Source organism: Streptomyces solicavernae (genome assembly GCF_029968095.1).
Lineage (GTDB): Bacteria > Actinomycetota > Actinomycetes > Streptomycetales > Streptomycetaceae > Streptomyces > Streptomyces solicavernae.
In genome coordinates, this window is the sequence record NZ_JASCIR010000035.1 from 13,710 (window position 1) to 30,688 (window position 16,979).

Here is a 16,979-nt window from a genome sequence, read left to right on the forward strand (position 1 = left end):
TGCCTTGCCCTGATCCGGGGCTCGTTCGTCGTCGCTGTTCGTCGTCGCTGTTCGTCGTCGCTGTTCGTCGTGGCTGAGCGCGCAGTGGCCCGCGCCCCTTTTCGGGGCACGGAAATCACCCCGCGACGAACGTCCGCGCCACCTTGTCGTGCCAGCACTGGCGCCAGGGCCGGTCCCACGTGCACCACAGCACGCCGAGGACACCGATCACCAGGATGCCGGGCACGCTGTAGACCAGCCAGCGCTTCAGGGCCGCCGAGAACGTGGGGGCGGCGTGCTCCTCGATGTCCCTGACCTCGATCTTGAGCAGCTTCTTGCCGAGCGTGAAGCCCCACTTCGACGTGGGCAGCGCCTCGTACAGGGCGCCGAAGACGAGGAGGACGGCCAGGACGATGCCGAAGTACACGGACGTGGTGCCGTCGAGCAGCCACACCGTCCGCTCCATGCCGGACAGCTTCGCCTCCTCGATCTTGCCGTCGATGTGCTCGAACGCGCTGCTCAGCAGCGGCACGCCGACCGCGCCGGTGACCGCGCCCACGACGACCGTGTCGATCAGGCGGGCCGCGAGCCGCTTGCCGAGCGCGGCGGGCCGGGCCGCGGCCTGGGCCTGGGCGGCCGCGAGGAACGGGTCGTCGGCGACCGGCCTGAACGGAGTGACCGGACCGCCGTCCGCCTCGGGCCCCTGGGCGAGATGCTGCACCTGCTGCGGCCAGGACGCGGCGCCGCCGCCCGCCCCGGCACCGGCCGGCGCGCCGGACTGCGGCTGCGGATAGCCGTAACCGGAGCCCTGGGCGGGCGCGCCCTGCTGCGGGGAGCCGGACTGCGGGTAGCCGTAGCCGGACGGGGCGCCGGCGGGCGGGGCACCGGTCGGCGGGGCGCCTGCGGGCGGGGTGGGCTGTACCGGGTTCTGCTGGCCCGGCAGCGCGCGGATCGCCATCGTGCCCGGCTCGGGCTGCTGCCGCGGCGGGTTCCCGGCGCCCTGCGCGCCGGGCGCTCCGGGCACCCCAGGGGCTCCGGGGTTGTTCTGACCGTGGCCGGGGCTGTTCTGGCCGGGGCTGTTCTGGCCGGGGCGGACCGCGCGGACCATCATCGTGCCGTCGGCGGGCGGCTGTTGGCCGCCCTGGCCGGGCTCGGCGGCGGGCTGCCGGGGTTCGCCCTGCGGGGCGCGGCCCGGCTTGAGGGCGCGGATCGTGACGGTGCCGTCGGTGCGGGCGGGCGGAGTGGGCTGCTGCTGTTCCTCGGCGGTGGGCTGTGTGGCGGGCTGCGCGGCGGGCAGTGCGGGCTGCTGCTGCGGGGCCTCCACCTCGGGCCGACCGCCCCAGGAGACGCGGGACTGCCCGTCGCCGAAGCCGGTCTGCCGGGAGGCGTCGGCCCCCCAGGCGGAGGCGGGCTCGGGCTGCTCGGGCCGGTCGGCGCCGACGCCGGGCGCCCCGCCGAGGCCGGGCGCGGTCCCCTCGTCGAGGAACATCGGGCCGGTCTCCTCGGCCGGGGCGACCTGCTGCTCGGGGACTACGCCGGGCGCGGGCTCGACGCCGCCGGGCGGGGTCGGCATCGGCTCGCCCTCGGCGGGTGCGGGGCGGCTGGTGCCGGGCACCCAGGCCGCACCGTTCCAGTACCGGATATATCCGGGGATGGAGGGGTCCGGGTAGTACCCACTCGTGGGGCTGCTGTCGCCGGGTGCCGGGGTGGGGGCGCTCATGGTCCGTCCGTGTCCCGTATCTCTGGAGGGTCTTGGTGAAGGTCCACATCTATCAGACCGCCCGGGGGCACCGGGCGGGTCCTGCCGTTCCGTCCACTTTCCGGGCACATCCGGGGCTTGTGAAGGGTCCTCGCAAGACTCCCGCAAGACTCGCGGAAGACTCCCGCAGGACTCCCGGAACGGCCCCGGGACGGCCGCGGAAAGGCCCCGGAACGGCCCCGGGACGGCCCCGGGACGGCCGCCGGAAGACTCCCGAAAAATTCTCCGGAAAGTCGCGTAAGCAACTCCGAGCTGCGCGCTCTCTCCTCGTACGGGCCTGCTCCGGGCCCGCACTAAGCGGAAGAGAGGCACGACATGCAGCACACCATGGTGGAACGCGAGCTGGAGCTGAAGCTGGTCCTGTCGCCGGAGCGCAGCGTCCCCGTACCGGCCCGGCTCATCTACCGCACGGACGACCCGTACGCCGTGCACATCACCTTCCACGTCGGCTCCGACCAGCCGGTGAACTGGACGTTCGCCCGTGAGCTGCTCGTCGAGGGCGTCTTCAGGCCGTGCGGGCACGGGGACGTACGGGTGTGGCCGACGAAGATGGACGGGCGCAGCGTCGTCCTGATGGCGCTCAGCTCGCCCGACGGGGACGCCCTCCTGGAGGCCCCGGCGGCGGCCGTCTCGGCGTGGCTGGAGCGGACGCTGCGGGTGGTCCCGCCCGGCTCGGAGCCGGACCACCTCGGCATCGACGACGGCCTGGCCGACCTGCTCACCCCGACCCCGGCGGACGACCTGTGGCTGCGCGACCCGTGGCCCTCGGACGAGTCGAAGGACGGGGAGTGAGCCTGCGGCCCCGCGGGGGTCAGAACAGCTCGCCGGGGTTTCGGAACAGCTCGCCGGGGTTTCAGAACAACTTGCCGGGGTTGAGAAGGCCGAGCGGGTCGAAGGTCTGCTTGATGCCGCGCTGCAGCTCGACGCCGACGGGCCCGATCTCGCGCGCCAGCCACTCCTTCTTCAGGACGCCGACGCCGTGCTCGCCGGTGATGGTGCCGCCGAGTTCGAGGCCGAGCGCCATGATCTCGTCGAAGGACTCGCGGGCGCGCCGGGACTCGTCCGGGTCCGCCGCGTCGAAGCAGACGGTGGGGTGGGTGTTGCCGTCGCCCGCGTGCGCGCAGACACCGATGGTGAGGTCGTACTTCTCGGCGATACGGGCGGTGCCTTCGAGCATGTCGGCGAGGCGGGAGCGGGGCACGCAGACGTCGTCGATCATCGTGGTGCCCTTGACCGCTTCGAGCGCGGTGAGCGACAACCGCCGTGCCTGGAGCAGCAGTTCGGACTCGGCGTGGGTGTCGGCGGGCACCACTTCGGTGGCTCCGGCGGCGGCGCACAGCTCGCCGACCGCGGCCAGGTCGGCCGCCGGGTCCGCGGTGTCGAAGGCGGCGAGGAGCAGCGCCTCGGTGGTCTCCGGAAGACCCATCTGCGCCAGGTCGTTGACGGCCCTGATGGTCGTACGGTCCATGAGTTCGAGGAGCGAGGGCACGTGGCCGCCCTCCATGATCCTGCATACGGCGGCACAGGCGTCGGCCGCCGACCCGAACTCGGCGGCGAGCGCGAGCTGCCCGCGCGGCTCGGGCTTGAGGGCGAGCACGGCCCGTACGACGATGCCGAGGCTGCCCTCGGAGCCGACGAAGAGGCGGGTGAGGTCGTACCCGGCGACGCCCTTGGCGGTGCGGCGGCCGGTCCGCAGGAGGCGCCCGTCGGCGAGGACGACGTCGAGGCCGAGGACGTACTCCGCCGTCACTCCGTACTTCACGCAGCACAGGCCGCCGGAGGCCGTGCCGATGTTGCCGCCGATGGTGCACTGCTCCCAACTGCTGGGATCCGGCGGGTAGTAGAGGCCGTGCTCGTTCACGGCGCGGGAGAGCGTGGCGTTGACGACGCCCGGTTCGACGACGGCGATCCGGTCGACCGGGTTGATCTCCAGGATGGCGTCCATCCTGGTCAGGGAGAGCACGATGCAGCCCTCGGAGGCGTTGGCGGCGCCGGACAGGCCGGTGCGGGCGCCCTGCGGGACGACGGGGACGCGCAGCGCGGTCGCGGTGCGCATGACGTGCTGCACCTGTTCGACGGTGCGGGGCAGGACGACGGCGGCGGGCGCCCCGGCCTCGCAGAAGCTGGCCATGTCGTGGGCGTAGGAGGCCGTGACGTCCGGGTCGGTCAGGATCGCGTCGGCGGGGAGTTCCTCGCGCAGCCGGGCGAGGAGCCGGCCGGGCAGGTCGGGGTTGCTCTCGGGGGCACCGTTCATGATCCCCAGGGTGGCACCGGGGGCCATCGGTGTGAACCCGTCTGCGCCGCCCGGCGCACGCCGCGATGCGTTCGTCGTACAGGCCGACTTTCTGGCGCACAGTGTCCGCCATGGAGATCGATCAGGGTACGCATCAACGTGCGCGGGCGCGCGGGCGCCGGGCCTCCTCCCCGCAGCGGGCCTCCTCCCCGCGCCGGGCCTCCTCCCCGCGGCGGGTGCTGCTCGCCTCGGTCGCGGGCGCGGTGGTCCTGGCCGGCGTGGTCACGCTCGTGCCGCTGCTCGGGGGCGGCGCGCCGCCGCCCGCGCTCGGCCCGGTGGGGCGGGCGCAGGCCGCGTACGGGGCGGGTGTGCCGGCGGCGCTGCCCGATCTGGCCGCGCTGATCGGCGACCGGGAGGCGCAGGTGCGCCGCCATCCGGCCGACGAGGCGTCCTGGGCGGTGCTCGGCGCGGCCTATGTCGAACAGGGCCGCAGGACCGCCGACCTGGCGTACTACGGGAAGGCCGAAGACGCCCTGAAGCGGTCCCTCGCGGCCCGTTCCGGCAAGGCGGGCAACGTGGAGGCGCTTGCCGGGATGGCGGTCCTCGCCAACACGCGGCACGACTACCGCGCGGCGAAGAAGTACGGCGAGGCCGCGGTGGCGAAGGCCCCGGAGCGCTGGACGCTGTACCCGCAGCTGATCGAGGCGTACGGCGGGCTCGGCGACGACAAGGCGCTCGACAGAGCCCTGGAGAAGCTGCGGGAACTTGAGTCGGGCAGCGCGGTGATGGCCCGTACGGCGCAGGTGTACCGGGACCGGGGCTGGCGGACGGATTCGGCCGCGCTGCTCTCGGACGCGGCGGCGCTGGCCGAGACTCCGGCCGAACAGGCCGCGTACCAGCACCGGTTGGGGCAGCTGCTCTTCGAGCGCGGGGAGCCGGCCCAGGCGCTGAACTACTTCGAGGCGGCGCTGCGCACCGAGCCCGAGCACCACGCCTCGCTCGCAGGCAAGGGCCGCGCCCAGGCCGCGCTCGGCCGGACCTCGGAGGCGGTGATCAGCTATCAGGCGGCGATCGCGAAGCTGCCGCGCCCCCAATACGCCCTGGAGCTCGGCGAGTTGTACGAGTCGCTCGGCATGGAGCCCGCCTCGCAGGCGCAGTACGAGCTGCTGCGGGCGCTGGTCGAGGAGGAGAGCGCGGCCGGCGTGAACGACGCGCTGGTCCTCGGCCGCTTCGAGGCGGACCACGGCGACCCGGAGGCGGCGGTGCGGCGCCTCAAGGCCGAGTACAAGCGGCAGCCGGGCCGGGAGGTCGCGGACGCGCTCGGCTGGGCGCTGCACCGGGCGGGCAAGAGCGAGGAGGCCCTGCCGTACGCGACGAAGGCGATGAAGGACGGCCCGATGAGCGCGCTGTTCGCGTACCACCGGGGCGCGATCGAGCGGGAGATCGGCAAGTACGGCGCGGCCCGCCGCCATCTGCGGGAGGCGGTCCGCGTCAACCCGCACTTCTCGCCGCTGCTCGCGCCGAACGCCCGGGAGGCCCTGGACGCGCTCGGCGAGCCGCCGGAGGGCGGCCCGGCGAACATGGACGGCACCCCGGCCCCGCCACCGAAGCCTGCGCCTCCGGTGCGGCCGACCCCGGCCCCGGCCCCGGCGAAACCGAGCCCGAAGCCGAAGCCGAGCCTGAAGCCGAAACCGAGCCCGAAGCCGAAGCCGAAGCCGAAGCCGACGGCAACTCCTCGTGAGGCCGAGCCCAAATCCAGCCCGTCCGGCGCTTGAGGGCGAGGCCGGAGTCCGATCGACGGCACCCCGGACTACGTCCACTGAACGACGAGCTCAGGCCTAAAGATTGCCCCTGCGGGCCTGCTCCCGCTCGATCGCCTCGAACAGCGCCTTGAAGTTCCCCTTGCCGAAGCCCATCGATCCGTGCCGCTCGATCATCTCGAAGAACACGGTCGGCCGGTCCTGGACCGGCTTGGTGAAGATCTGCAGCAGGTAGCCGTCCTCGTCCCGGTCGACCAGGATCTTCAGCTCGCGCAGCGTCTCCACGGGCACGCGGGTCTCGCCCGCCCACTCGCCGAGGGTGTCGTAGTACGAGTCCGGGGTGTCGAGGAACTGGACGCCGCCGGCGCGCATCGTGCGTACCGTCTCGACGATGTCGTTGGTGGCGAGCGCGATGTGCTGGACGCCGGCGCCGCCGTAGAACTCCAGGTACTCGTCGATCTGCGACTTCTTCTTCGCGATCGCGGGCTCGTTGATCGGGAACTTCACCTTGAGGGTGCCGTCGGCGACGACCTTCGACATCAGCGCGCTGTACTCGGTGGCGATGTCGTCGCCCACGAACTCCTTCATGTTCGTGAAGCCCATGACCTTGTTGTAGAAGGCCACCCACTCGTTCATCTTGCCGAGCTCGACGTTGCCGACGCAGTGGTCGATGGCCTGGAAGGTCCGCTTGGCGGGCGGCTCGACGATCGGGTTCGCGGCCGCGAAGCCCGGCAGGTAGGGGCCGTCGTAGCCGGTGCGCTCGACGAGGGTGTGCCGGGTCCTGCCGTACGTGGCGATCGCGGCGCGCACGACCGTGCCGTGCTCGTCCTTGGTGTCGTACGGCTCCTCGATGCCGGTGGCTCCGTGCTCGACCGCGTACGCGTAGGCGGCGCGGGCGTCCGGGACCTCGATGGCGAGGTCGACGACGCCGTCGCCGTGCTCGGCGACGTGGGCCTCAAGGAAGCGGCCCCAGTCGGTGGCGGCCTTGATGACGGAGGTGAAGACGAACCGGGCTCCGCCGTTCTCCAGGACGTAACTGGCGGTCTCTCGGCTGCCGTTCTCGGGTCCCGAGTAGGCGACGAGCTTCATGCCGAAGGCGGTCGAGTAGTAGTGCGCGGCCTGCTTGGCGTTGCCCACGGCGAAGACGACCGCGTCCATTCCCTTGACCGGGAAGGGGTCGGCCTGCCGGGCGGTGTGGGGGGTGGCGTGCGAGGTGGTCTCAGTCATGTCCGCAGGTTCTCTCCGTTCCACAAGGTGCGCAATAGTTCGCTGATCCCCTGGTCAATGTGCATAGCCAGCGGCCAATATGTCCGGACGATCTGCGCAGGATGACCACTGGGAGTGTGATCCACGCCATGTCCGTCGGAACCCCCGCGGGAAGCCCGCCCGGAAGGCCGCTCGGAAAGCCGGTCGGCAAGCCGGTCGGCGCCACCGTCGACGAGCTGGACGGCCGCCTCATCGTGCTGCTCGCCCGTGAGCCCAGGATCGGCGTCCTGGAGGCGTCCCGCAGGCTGGGCGTGGCCCGCGGCACGGTGCAGGCGCGGCTCGACCGGCTTCAGTCGAACGGAGTCATCCGCGGCTTCGGCCCGGACGTCGACCCGGCGGCGCTCGGCTATCCGGTCACCGCGTTCGCGACCCTGGAGATCAAACAGGGCCAGGGAGCCGACGTACGAGCGCATCTGGCCACCGTGCCCGAGGTGCTCGAACTGCATACAACGACCGGCAGCGGCGATATGCTCTGCCGCCTCGTGGCCCGGTCGAACGCGGACCTCCAACGTGTGATCGACAGGGTTGTGGGCTTTGATGGCATCGTCCGGGCCGCCACGGCGATCGTCATGGAGAACCCCGTTCCCCTGCGGATCATCCCGCTGGTGGAGCAGGCGGCGTCACTGGAGCCCGGCAGCCGCTGACTCTCGTCGGCCTCACGGAAGAGCCGAGGTGCAACCGCGTGAACTTCTGGGACTACCTGGGCACCCGCCATCAGCAGCTGCTGACCGACGCCTTCCAGCACGCCAGCGCGGTCTTCCAGTGCATGGTCGTGGCCACGGTGATCGGCGTGGTCATCGGGGTCTTCACGTACCGCAGCGAGTGGGCCGGCTCGCTGGCGACGACGACGACCTCCACGATCCTGACGATCCCGTCGCTCGCCATGATCGGTCTGCTCATCCCGATCGTCGGGCTCGGCGTCGCGCCGACCGTGATCGCCCTGACCCTGTACGGGCTGCTTCCCATCGTGCGGAACTCGATCGTCGGGCTGCGCGGCGTCGACCCGTCCCTGGTGGACGCCGCCAAGGGCATCGGGATGTCGCGGACGGCGCGGCTCTTCCGGGTGGAGCTGCCGCTCGCCTGGCCGCCGATCCTGACCGGCATCCGGGTCTCCACGCAGATGCTGATGGGCATCGCCGCGATCGCCGCGTACGCCTCCGGACCCGGGCTCGGCAACGAGATCTTCCGCGGCATCGGCTCCCTGGGCAGCAAGAACGCGCTGAACCAGGTGCTCGCGGGCACGCTCGGGATCGTCGTCCTTGCGCTGCTCTTCGACGCCGCGTACGTCCTGATCGGGCGACTGACCATTCCGCGGGGCATCCGTGCCTGACCGAGGGGAATCCGTGCCTGACCGCGGGGCATCCGTGCCTGACCGAGGGGAATCCGTGTCTGAGACTGCGACGAGTGGGACGAGTGGGACGAGTGCGACGGCCGCGCCGGCCGGCGGGGCGGGCTCCGCGACCGCCACCGGCGCCACCATCGAGCTGGAGGACCTGACCAAGCGCTACCCCGGCAGCCCCAACCCCGCGGTGGACGACGTCAACATGGAGATCAAGGCGGGCGAACTCGTCATCTTCGTAGGGCCGTCGGGCTGCGGAAAATCCACCACGCTGAAGATGATCAACCGCCTGATCGAGCCGACCAGCGGCCGCATCCGGATCGGCGGCGAGGACGTCACCGACATGGACCCGGTGAAGCTGCGCCGCAAGGTCGGGTACGCGATCCAGTCCTCCGGGCTGTTCCCGCACATGACGGTCGCGCAGAACATCGCCCTGGTGCCGAAGCTGGTCGGCTGGTCCAAGTCGAGGATCAAGGACCGGGTCGAGGAGATGCTGGACCTGGTCGGCCTGGACCCGGGCGAGTTCCGCGGCCGCTATCCACGCCAGCTCTCCGGCGGTCAGCAGCAACGTGTGGGCGTGGCCCGGGCGTTGGCGGCCGACCCGCCCGTCCTGCTGATGGACGAGCCGTTCGGCGCGGTCGACCCGATCACCCGCGACCACCTCCAGGACGAGCTGATCCGGCTCCAGCACGAGCTGCACAAGACCATCGTGTTCGTCACCCACGACTTCGACGAGGCGATCAAGCTGGGCGACCGGATCGCCGTCCTCCGCGAGCGGTCGCACATCGCCCAGTTCGACACCCCGGAGGCGATCCTCACCAACCCCGCCGACGACTTCGTCTCCGGTTTCGTCGGCGCGGGCGCGGCCCTCAAGCGCCTCAACCTCACGCGCGTACGGGACGTGGAGGTGCGGGACTACCCGACGGTGACGGTCGACGACCCGCTGCAGGACATCTTCAACAAGCTCCGCCACGGCCACACCAACGAGATCCTGCTCCTGGACAAGCGCCACCGCCCGTACAAGTGGCTGCGCCGCGGCGACCTGATGCGCGCCCGCGGCTCGCTGGCCCGCGCGGGCACCCTCGTCCACGACACGGTGACCCGCGACGCCACCCTGCGCGACGCGCTGGAGGCGGTGCTCACGGACAACGCGGGCCGGGTCGCGGTGACGGGGCGGCGCGGGGCGTACGAGGGCGTCGTCGACATGGAGACGCTGATGAACTCCGTGCACGAACTCCTGGAGGCCGACCGCCTGGACGCCCTTGAGCACCAGCACGACCTGGAGGAGCAGCGCGCCGAACAGACCCACCGCGCGCAGGAAGGCGCCGACGCCACCGGGGAGGAGCGGGCGTGAACACTCCGGGCAGACCGTCGAAGTCCCCGAAGTCCTCGAAGTCTCCGAAGTCCTCGAAGGCCCCGAATCCCTCGAAATCCTCGAAGGCCCCGAAGTCCTCGAAGTCCTCGAAGTCCTCGAAGTCCTCGCTGCCCACGCGGCCGGAGGGCGAGCACGAGGTCAAGGGCGTGCCGTTCCGGGATCCCGGCGACGAGGGCGAGGCCCCCGCACCGGCCGGGCCGTCCGGTCCGGCCGGGCAGCCGCCGCGTGTCACCTGGCAGAAGCTCACGATCCTGCCGGCGGTCCTAGCGATCGTCCTGCTGACCACCTGGCTGTGGTTCCGCAACGCGGAGCTCGACTCGATCGCGGAGAACGCGCTCGCGAACGGCAATGTGTGGCTGCGCCTGCGCCAGCACATCGAACTCACCGTGATCTCCACGTTCTTCGTGCTGATCATCGCGATCCCGCTGGGCATCCTGCTGACCCGGCGCAGGCTGCGCGGCGCGGCGCCGGTCGCGATGGCCCTCGCCAACATCGGCCAGGCGACCCCGGCGATCGGTCTGCTCGCGCTGCTCGTGATCTGGATGGGCATCGGCCAGAAGGCGGCCCTGTTCGGCATCGTGATCTACGCGGTGCTTCCGGTCCTGTCGAACACGATCGCCGGCCTGAAGGCCAACGACCCCACGCTCCTGGAGGCCGCGCGCGGCATCGGCATGTCCCCGCTCGGCGTGCTCGGCAGGGTCGAACTCCCCCTGGCCGTACCGCTGATCCTCGCGGGCGTGCGGACGGCGCTCGTCCTGAACGTCGGCACGGCGACGCTCGCCACGTTCGGCGGGGGCGGCGGGCTCGGCGACCTGATCACCACGGGCATCACCAACCAGCGCATGTCGGTCCTCGTACTCGGCTCGATCCTCACGGTGGCGCTCGCCCTGCTCGTGGACTGGCTGGCGTCCCTTGCCGAGCTGTTGCTGCGGCCGCGGGGTCTGGAGGTGCGCTCATGAGGCGGCTTACGACTGCCGTTGCCCTGGCGGCTTCGGTGGCCCTGCTCGCCGGGTGCGGGCTGACCAGCGGCTCGCCCATGGTGGACGACGTCCGGCCGGGCATCGTCGGCCAGGGCCGGCCGCTGGAGGGCGCCGATCTCACGGTCACGTCGAAGGAGTTCACCGAGCAGCTGATCCTCGGCCAGATCACCGGGATCGCCCTGGAGGCGGCCGGCGCGAACGTCCTGGACCGCACCGGCATCCAGGGCTCGATCGGCGCGCGCGAGGCGGTCAAGAGCGGCGAGGCGGACCTGATGTACGAGTACACGGGCACCGCCTGGATCACGTACCAGGGCAACACCGAGCCCATCGACGACCCGCAGAAGCAGTGGGAGGCGGTGCGGGACGCGGACAAGGCGAACGGCATCACCTGGCTGCCGCCGTCCGACCTCAACAACACCTACGCCCTCGCCCTCAACCAGGCCAACGCGAAGAAGTACGGCACGAAGACGCTCTCCGACGTGGCGGCGCTCGCGAAGTCCGACCCGCAGGCGGTCACGCTGTGCGTGGAGAGCGAGTTCGCCTCCCGCAACGACGGCCTGCCGGGCATGCAGAAGGAGTACGGGATGAACGTCCCGCCCGCCAACATCACCAAGATGGACACCGGCATCATCTACACGCAGGCCGCGAAGGGCACGTGCACGTACGGCGAGGTGTTCACCACCGACGGCCGCATCAAGGCGATGGACCTGACGGTGATGGAGGACGACAAGCGCTTCTTCCCCAACTACAACGCCGCCCCGGAGATCAACAGCAAGTCCCTCGCGCAACACCCGGAACTGGCGGAGGTCCTGGCCCCGATCACCGCCAGGCTCAACAACGACGTGGCCCGCGAACTGAACGCCCGGGTGGACGTGGACGGCGAGGATCCGCATTCGGTGGCTCTGGAGTGGTTGGTGACTGAGGGGCTCGTCAGGGAGGGGTGAGGGCCTCGCTCAGCAGCTGGTTCAGCGGCTGGTTCAGCGGCTGGTTCGGCGGCTGGTTCGGCGGCTGGTTCGGCGGCTGGTTCAGCAGCTGGTTCGGCGGCTGGTTCAGCAAGTGGGGACCTTGTCGCCCTTGTTCAGCGCGCGCAGTGCTTCCACTGTGCCGTCGAGGGTGGTGACCGGGATCAGGCGGAGCCCGTCGGGGAGTTCCGCCTTCGCGTCGGCGCACTCCGCCTCCGGGACCAGGAAGACGCTCGCGCCGTCCCGGCCCGCCGCCTGGGTCTTCAGGGCGACGCCGCCGACCGGGCCGACCTTGCCGTCGGCGGTGATCGTTCCCGTACCGGCAATGGTGCGGCCGCCCGTGAGGTCGCCGCCGCTGCCGTCGCCGTCCAGCTTGTCGATGATGCCGAGTGTGAAGAGCAGTCCGGCGCTCGGGCCGCCGACGTCCTCCATCTGCAGCTCGACCCGTACGTCCTGCGGGCTCTCGTCCAGGTAGTTCAGGGCCGCGGCGACCGCGGCGTCCTGGGACCGCTTCATCTCGCCGAGGTTGTGCTTCTTGATCTCCTCGGTGGAGTCGCCGGTCGGGTACACCGCCTCGCGCGGCATCACGGCGCGGTCGGTGCGGAACCAGCCGTCGATCACGTCGCCGAGGCCGACCTCCACGTCCGGGCCCGTCGCCGCGATCGTCGTCATCAGGAGCTTGCCCTTGGTGGACCGCGCGGTCGTGCCCTCGACCGTGATCACCTGCTCGCCCTTGTGCTCGCCGAGCACGTCCTCGGTCGAGCCCGGCTGGGCCACGGCGTACGGCAGCGGCGCGAAGGCGGTCACGCCGAGGAGGGCCAGTACGGGGACGGCGCTGAGGGCGAGAGCGGTACGGCGGGGGAGGGCGGCGAGGCGAGAGAGCACGGGGTCCAACTTAATGCGTGCCGTTGAGGGCCCGCTCACCCCCTCGCTGTCCGGTCAGCGCCGGGTCGTGCCCTGCGGCCTGTTCGTGGCCGGTCGCGCAGTTCCCCGCGCCCCTGACAGCGCTCGCCCCCTCCTTGCCGCAGCGCGTCCGCCCTTACCGCAGCGCGTCCGCGACCTCCTTGGCCGCGTCGAGGACCCGCTCCCCCACCCGCTCAGGCACCGAGTCCGCCAGCATGACGACGCCGACGCTGCCCTCGATGCCCGTCACCCCGAGCAGCGGGGCCGCGGCGCCGCTCGCGCCGGCCTCCAGCTCGCCGTGGGTGAGGGTGTAGCCGGGGTCGTTGAGCAGGCCCTGGCGGGCGGTGAGTATCGCCTTGCCTGCGGCGCCCCGGTCGAGCGGGTGCCTGAAGCCCGTGCGGTACGCCACGTGGTAGTCGGTCCAGGTCGGCTCGACCACCGCCACCGCGAGCGCCTCCGCGCCGTCGACCATCGTCAGGTGCGCCGTGGCCCCGATGTCCTCGGCGAGGGCGCGCAGCGCGGGCAGCGCGGCCTCGCGGACCAGCGGGTGCACCTGTCGGCCGAGGCGCAGCACGCCGAGGCCGACGCGGGCGCGGCCGCCCAGGTCGCGGCGGACCAGCGTGTGCTGCTCAAGGGTGGCGAGCAGCCGGTAGACCACGGTGCGGTTGACGCCGAGCTTGTGGGACAGCTCGGTGACGGTCAGGCCGTGGTCGGTGTCGGCGAGCAGTTTGAGGACCCGCAGGCCTCGGTCGAGCGTCTGGGAAGTCTCCGCGGTCACGACGCCCTCTCCTTAGAGGTGAGTCGAATCAGAGGTGAGTCGAAACAGATGAGTCGAATCAGGTGAGTCGAAACAGGTGAGTGGACACAGGTGGGTCGAGGCGGCGTCCGGGGCGTCGCTCGCCCCGGGTGCCGTCCCGGCACCGGCTGCGCTCCGCGGCGGCGCTGCCACGGGGCGTGTGCATTTCCCGGGGACAGTAGCGAGCCCGTCCCGCTGAGCGGAAGACTTTGTCCAGAATCCGGGCACCTTCGTCGACGGATCGGCGTCGATCGGTTGCGGTATGCCCCTTTGGGGGCTTTGCGGACCTTGGGCTTCCGGTCTCGCGCCCGTTTCGGGACCTCCGGCGCGCGGCCGGGGACCTTTGCGGCCGCCGCAGGTGCCGTACGCACATTACGTTGGCGCTCAGCCGTCCACGACCGGTGTTCACGTCCTGGACTGCCCGGTGCGCGCGCCGCCCCTCGAAGCCGCGCCGCGCCGGGCCGTCCACCGCCAGCAAAGGCCGCCGCACATGAAGCTCCGCCGTTCCGCCCCCTGGGCCGCCGTCGCCGCCGCCACCGGCGCGCTCCTCTGCGCGGCGCCCGCCGCGCACGCCTCGGCCGCCTCCGGCCCGCTCGCCCCGGCCCCGGCCGCGCCGGTGACGGTCGCGGTGGTCGCGGCCCGCAGCGGTCCGGCCGAGCCGCTGCCGCCCGAGCAGGACTCCGGTACGGCGTGGATCGTCGGGGCGGGTGCGCTGACCCTCGCCGTGGGCGCGGGCATGGTCGCGGTGGGCCACCACCGGCCGGGCCGACGGGCCTGAAAGCCCACAGGCTGAAAGCCGACGAGGCTGAAAGCCGACGAGGCTGAAAGCCGACGAGGCTGAACGGGCCGGGAGACAGGGGCCGCCGAGCAGCCCAGGAGGCGGGAGGAGACAGGGCCGAACGAACCCGGCAGGGCCCAACTGCCCCTCCCCCGGCCTCACTTCATCCGGGTGGCCCACTCCTGCACCTTGGCGATGCGCTGCCGGATCTGGCCGGCCGTGGCCTCGGCGCTCGGCGGGCCGCCGCACACCCGGCGCAGCTCGGTGTGGATCACGCCGTGCGGTTTGCCGGACTGGTGGACGTACGCGCCGACCATCGTGTTGAGCTGCTTCCTGAGTTCGAGCAGCTCCTTGTGGGAGACCACGGGGCGGCGCTCGGCGGGCAGTTCGAGGAGGTCGGCGTCCTCGTCGGGCTTCTTGCGGCTGTGTGCGATCTGCCGGGCCTGCCGCTTCTGCAGCAGCATCTGCACCTGGTCGGGTTCGAGGAGTCCGGGGATGCCGAGGTAGTCCTGCTCCTCCTCGCTGCCGGGGTGGGCCTGCATGCCGAACTCGGCGCCGTCGTAGAGGACCCGGTCGAAGACGGCCTCGGACTCCAGCGCCTCGAAGGAGAACTGCTCCTGCTCGCCGGTGTCCTCGTCCTCCTGCCGGTTCGCCTCGTCCATCTCCTTCTCGGACTCGGCGTACGGGTCCTCCTCGCCGTCCTTCTTCGGCTTGTCGAGGACGTGGTCGCGCTCGACCTCCATCTCGTTGGCGAAGCCGAGCAGGTCGGGGATGGTCGGCAGGAACACGGACGCGGTCTCGCCGCGCCTGCGGGACCGTACGAAACGGCCGACGGCCTGGGCGAAGAACAGCGGCGTGGAGATGGTGGTCGCGTACACGCCGACCGCGAGGCGGGGCACGTCGACGCCTTCGGACACCATGCGGACGGCGACCATCCACCGGGAGTCGCCGCCGCTGAACTCGTCGATCCTCTTCGAGGCGCCGGTGTCGTCGGAGAGGACGACGGTCGCCTTCGTGCCGGTGATCTCGCGGATCAGCTTGGCGTAGGCGCGGGCCGAGTCCTGGTCGGAGGCGATGACGAGGCCGCCCGCGTCCGGGATGCCCTTGCGGACCTCGCTGAGGCGCTGGTCGGCGGCCTTGAGGACGTTCGGCATCCAGTCGCCGCGCGGGTCGAGCGCGGTGCGCCAGGCCTGCGAGACGGCGTCCTTGGTCATCGGCTCGCCGAGCCGCGCCGCGATCTCGTCCCCGGCCTTGGTGCGCCAGCGCATGTTGCCGCTGTAGGAGAGGAAGATGACGGGGCGCACGACGCCGTCGCCGAGGGCGTTGCCGTAGCCGTAGGTGTAGTCGGCGGAGGAGCGCCGGATGCCGTCGTTGCCCTCTTCGTAGGTGACGAAGGGGATCGGGTTGGTGTCCGAGCGGAACGGGGTGCCGGTGAGGGCGAGGCGGCGGGTGGCGGGCTCGAAGGCCTCCAGGCAGGCCTCGCCCCAGGACTTGGAGTCTCCGGCGTGGTGGATCTCGTCGAGGATGACGAGGGTCTTGCGCTGCTCGCTGCGGTTGCGGTGCAGCATCGGGCGTACGCCGACGCCCGCGTACGTGACAGCGACGCCCTGGTACTCCTTGCTGAGCGGGCCGGCGCTGTACTCCGGGTCGAGCTTGATCCCGATCCGGGCCGCGGCCTCCGCCCACTGCTTCTTCAGGTGCTCGGTCGGGGCGACGACGGTGACCTGCTGCACGACGTGGTGGTGCAGGAGCCAGGAGGCGAGGGTCAGCGCGAAGGTCGTCTTGCCTGCGCCGGGTGTCGCTACGGCGAGGAAGTCCCGCGGCTGCTCCTGGATGTACCGGTCCATGGCCCCCTGCTGCCAGGCGCGCAGCTTGTTGGCGGTGCCCCAGGGGGCGCGGCCGGGGAAGGCGGGGGAGAGGTGGTGGGAGGAGGTGGCGGCGGTCGAAGTAGTCACGGTCTCCGTCGGGGTTCCTGCGCGCTGCGCTCGGCTACGTATGACAACCGGGCCACCTTACCGGTGCGGGTTCACGGATCGGGGTGCCCTCCGCCGGGCCGACCGCGGTTGGGACTGGAGTCACATGGACGGGGTGGGAGGGTCGGGAGTGTCCGACGGGGCGTCCTCCGCGTCAGGCCTCGTCCATGGGGTGCTGCCAACGGAGGCCGGGGAAACGGGCGAATCCGCGGTCCGCGCTGTAGAGCGTCGCACCGGACTCGATGGCCAGGGCCGCGAGATGGGCGTCCGGGACCAGGTTTCCGCGCGCGGAGACCTTGCGGCACAGCCGCCCGAAGATCTCCCAGTGGCGCTCGCCCTCGCGCAGCGGAACGGCAGCCGGAGCCTGGCGCAGCGCCTCCACGAACTCCAGCGCCGCCGCCACCGGCGCGGGGTCCGGGAAGATCCTCGGGTGCGTGACGATGCGCACGAACCCACTCGCCACCACCGAGCTGATCGCCACCGGCTCCTCGCCGTTGAGCCGCTCCGTCAGCCACCTGTTGTACGCATCGTGCTCCTCCGCGTCCTTGCGGAAGGCGTGCACGAGGACGTTCGCATCGCAGAAGATCACTCGACGCCGTCCATGAGGTCGAGCAGCGAGCTGTTGTCACTGAGGTCCACTCCGGGGCGGACTCCGCCGGAACCGTACGTGGGCAGCTTGACGATGTTCTGCGCGGCGGCGGCATCGCGCGCGAACGCGGCACGCATCGCGTCCTCTATGACCGCACTCACCGAGACACGTCTGCGCGCCGCCCGATGCTTGGCTTCCTGGATCACGTCCTCGGGAAGATCAACCGTCGTCCTCATGCATCAAAGCGTACTTCTGACGCATCATGATGCGCAAGGGATGAGTGGTGA

17 protein-coding genes are annotated in these 16,979 nt (G+C 71.6%); 8 read left to right on the forward strand and 9 right to left on the reverse strand.

Features of this window, described 5'->3' with window-relative positions; genetic code table 11:
• Positions 1-115: 115 nt before the first annotated feature.
• Positions 116-1,699, reverse strand: coding sequence for an RDD family protein (locus QIS99_RS27590; protein ID WP_282516401.1), 1,584 nt, complete (start codon positions 1,697-1,699; stop codon positions 116-118).
• A 354-nt stretch (positions 1,700-2,053) separates the two neighbouring features.
• Here QIS99_RS27590 and QIS99_RS27595 point away from each other — a divergent pair, with 354 nt between their 5' ends.
• Positions 2,054-2,530: an SsgA family sporulation/cell division regulator gene (locus QIS99_RS27595; protein ID WP_282516402.1), complete on the forward strand. Its 477-nt coding sequence runs from the start codon at positions 2,054-2,056 to the stop codon at positions 2,528-2,530.
• A gap of 61 nt (positions 2,531-2,591) precedes the next feature.
• On the opposite strand, the gene QIS99_RS27600 is transcribed toward QIS99_RS27595, so the two are convergent.
• Complete coding sequence (locus QIS99_RS27600) at positions 2,592-3,992, reverse strand: FAD-binding oxidoreductase (protein WP_282516403.1); 1,401 nt, start codon at positions 3,990-3,992, stop codon at positions 2,592-2,594.
• A 110-nt stretch (positions 3,993-4,102) separates the two neighbouring features.
• Here QIS99_RS27600 and QIS99_RS27605 point away from each other — a divergent pair, with 110 nt between their 5' ends.
• Positions 4,103-5,746 (forward strand): tetratricopeptide repeat protein, encoded by a 1,644-nt coding sequence (locus QIS99_RS27605; RefSeq protein WP_282516404.1) that lies wholly within the window; start codon positions 4,103-4,105, stop codon positions 5,744-5,746.
• 63 nt (positions 5,747-5,809) lie between these two features.
• On the opposite strand, the gene hppD is transcribed toward QIS99_RS27605, so the two are convergent.
• Complete coding sequence (gene hppD, locus QIS99_RS27610) at positions 5,810-6,958, reverse strand: 4-hydroxyphenylpyruvate dioxygenase (RefSeq protein ID WP_282516405.1); 1,149 nt, start codon at positions 6,956-6,958, stop codon at positions 5,810-5,812.
• 128 nt (positions 6,959-7,086) lie between these two features.
• Between hppD and QIS99_RS27615 the strand changes: the two genes are divergently transcribed.
• The 5 genes from QIS99_RS27615 (at position 7,087) to QIS99_RS27635 (ending at position 11,635) form a co-directional block, all read left to right on the forward strand.
• The gene (locus tag QIS99_RS27615; RefSeq protein ID WP_282516406.1) at positions 7,087-7,641 is read left to right on the forward strand and encodes an Lrp/AsnC family transcriptional regulator; all 555 of its coding nucleotides are present in this window, start codon (positions 7,087-7,089) and stop codon (positions 7,639-7,641) included.
• Positions 7,642-7,679: 38 nt separating this feature from the next.
• On the forward strand, positions 7,680-8,327 hold the full coding sequence (locus QIS99_RS27620) for an ABC transporter permease (RefSeq protein WP_282516407.1): 648 nt from the start codon (positions 7,680-7,682) through the stop codon (positions 8,325-8,327).
• 55 nt (positions 8,328-8,382) lie between these two features.
• The gene (locus QIS99_RS27625) at positions 8,383-9,690 is read left to right on the forward strand and encodes a betaine/proline/choline family ABC transporter ATP-binding protein (protein WP_408909651.1); all 1,308 of its coding nucleotides are present in this window, start codon (positions 8,383-8,385) and stop codon (positions 9,688-9,690) included.
• 128 nt (positions 9,691-9,818) lie between these two features.
• The gene (locus tag QIS99_RS27630; RefSeq protein ID WP_282516438.1) at positions 9,819-10,670 is read left to right on the forward strand and encodes an ABC transporter permease; all 852 of its coding nucleotides are present in this window, start codon (positions 9,819-9,821) and stop codon (positions 10,668-10,670) included.
• Positions 10,667-11,635 carry a glycine betaine ABC transporter substrate-binding protein gene (locus QIS99_RS27635; RefSeq protein ID WP_282516408.1) on the forward strand — a complete coding sequence of 323 codons (969 nt, stop codon included), beginning with the start codon at positions 10,667-10,669 and terminating at the stop codon, positions 11,633-11,635. Before QIS99_RS27630 ends, QIS99_RS27635 begins: the two co-directional genes overlap by 4 nt.
• On the opposite strand, the gene QIS99_RS27640 is transcribed toward QIS99_RS27635, so the two are convergent.
• The 3 genes from QIS99_RS27640 to QIS99_RS27650 form a co-directional block, all read right to left on the reverse strand.
• Entirely contained in the window at positions 11,622-11,747 is a 126-nt protein-coding gene (locus QIS99_RS27640; protein WP_282516409.1) for a hypothetical protein, read from the reverse strand. The genes QIS99_RS27635 and QIS99_RS27640 overlap by 14 nt on opposite strands.
• On the reverse strand, positions 11,741-12,538 hold the full coding sequence (locus QIS99_RS27645) for a S16 family serine protease (RefSeq protein ID WP_282516411.1): 798 nt from the start codon (positions 12,536-12,538) through the stop codon (positions 11,741-11,743). Before QIS99_RS27645 ends, QIS99_RS27640 begins: the two co-directional genes overlap by 7 nt.
• 154 nt (positions 12,539-12,692) lie before the next feature.
• The gene (locus QIS99_RS27650) at positions 12,693-13,334 is read right to left on the reverse strand and encodes an IclR family transcriptional regulator (RefSeq protein ID WP_282516412.1); all 642 of its coding nucleotides are present in this window, start codon (positions 13,332-13,334) and stop codon (positions 12,693-12,695) included.
• A 508-nt stretch (positions 13,335-13,842) separates the two neighbouring features.
• Between QIS99_RS27650 and QIS99_RS27655 the strand changes: the two genes are divergently transcribed.
• Complete coding sequence (locus QIS99_RS27655; RefSeq protein ID WP_282516413.1) at positions 13,843-14,130, forward strand: hypothetical protein; 288 nt, start codon at positions 13,843-13,845, stop codon at positions 14,128-14,130.
• 158 nt (positions 14,131-14,288) lie between these two features.
• On the opposite strand, the gene QIS99_RS27660 is transcribed toward QIS99_RS27655, so the two are convergent.
• The 3 genes from QIS99_RS27660 to QIS99_RS27670 all read right to left on the reverse strand — a co-directional run bounded on the left by QIS99_RS27660 (position 14,289) and on the right by QIS99_RS27670 (position 16,928).
• Positions 14,289-16,085: a DEAD/DEAH box helicase gene (locus QIS99_RS27660; RefSeq protein ID WP_282516414.1), complete on the reverse strand. Its 1,797-nt coding sequence runs from the start codon at positions 16,083-16,085 to the stop codon at positions 14,289-14,291.
• A 172-nt stretch (positions 16,086-16,257) separates the two neighbouring features.
• On the reverse strand, positions 16,258-16,692 hold the full coding sequence (locus tag QIS99_RS27665) for a type II toxin-antitoxin system VapC family toxin (protein WP_282516415.1): 435 nt from the start codon (positions 16,690-16,692) through the stop codon (positions 16,258-16,260).
• Entirely contained in the window at positions 16,689-16,928 is a 240-nt protein-coding gene (locus QIS99_RS27670; protein ID WP_282516416.1) for a ribbon-helix-helix protein, CopG family, read from the reverse strand. Before QIS99_RS27670 ends, QIS99_RS27665 begins: the two co-directional genes overlap by 4 nt.
• Positions 16,929-16,979 lie beyond the last annotated feature (51 nt).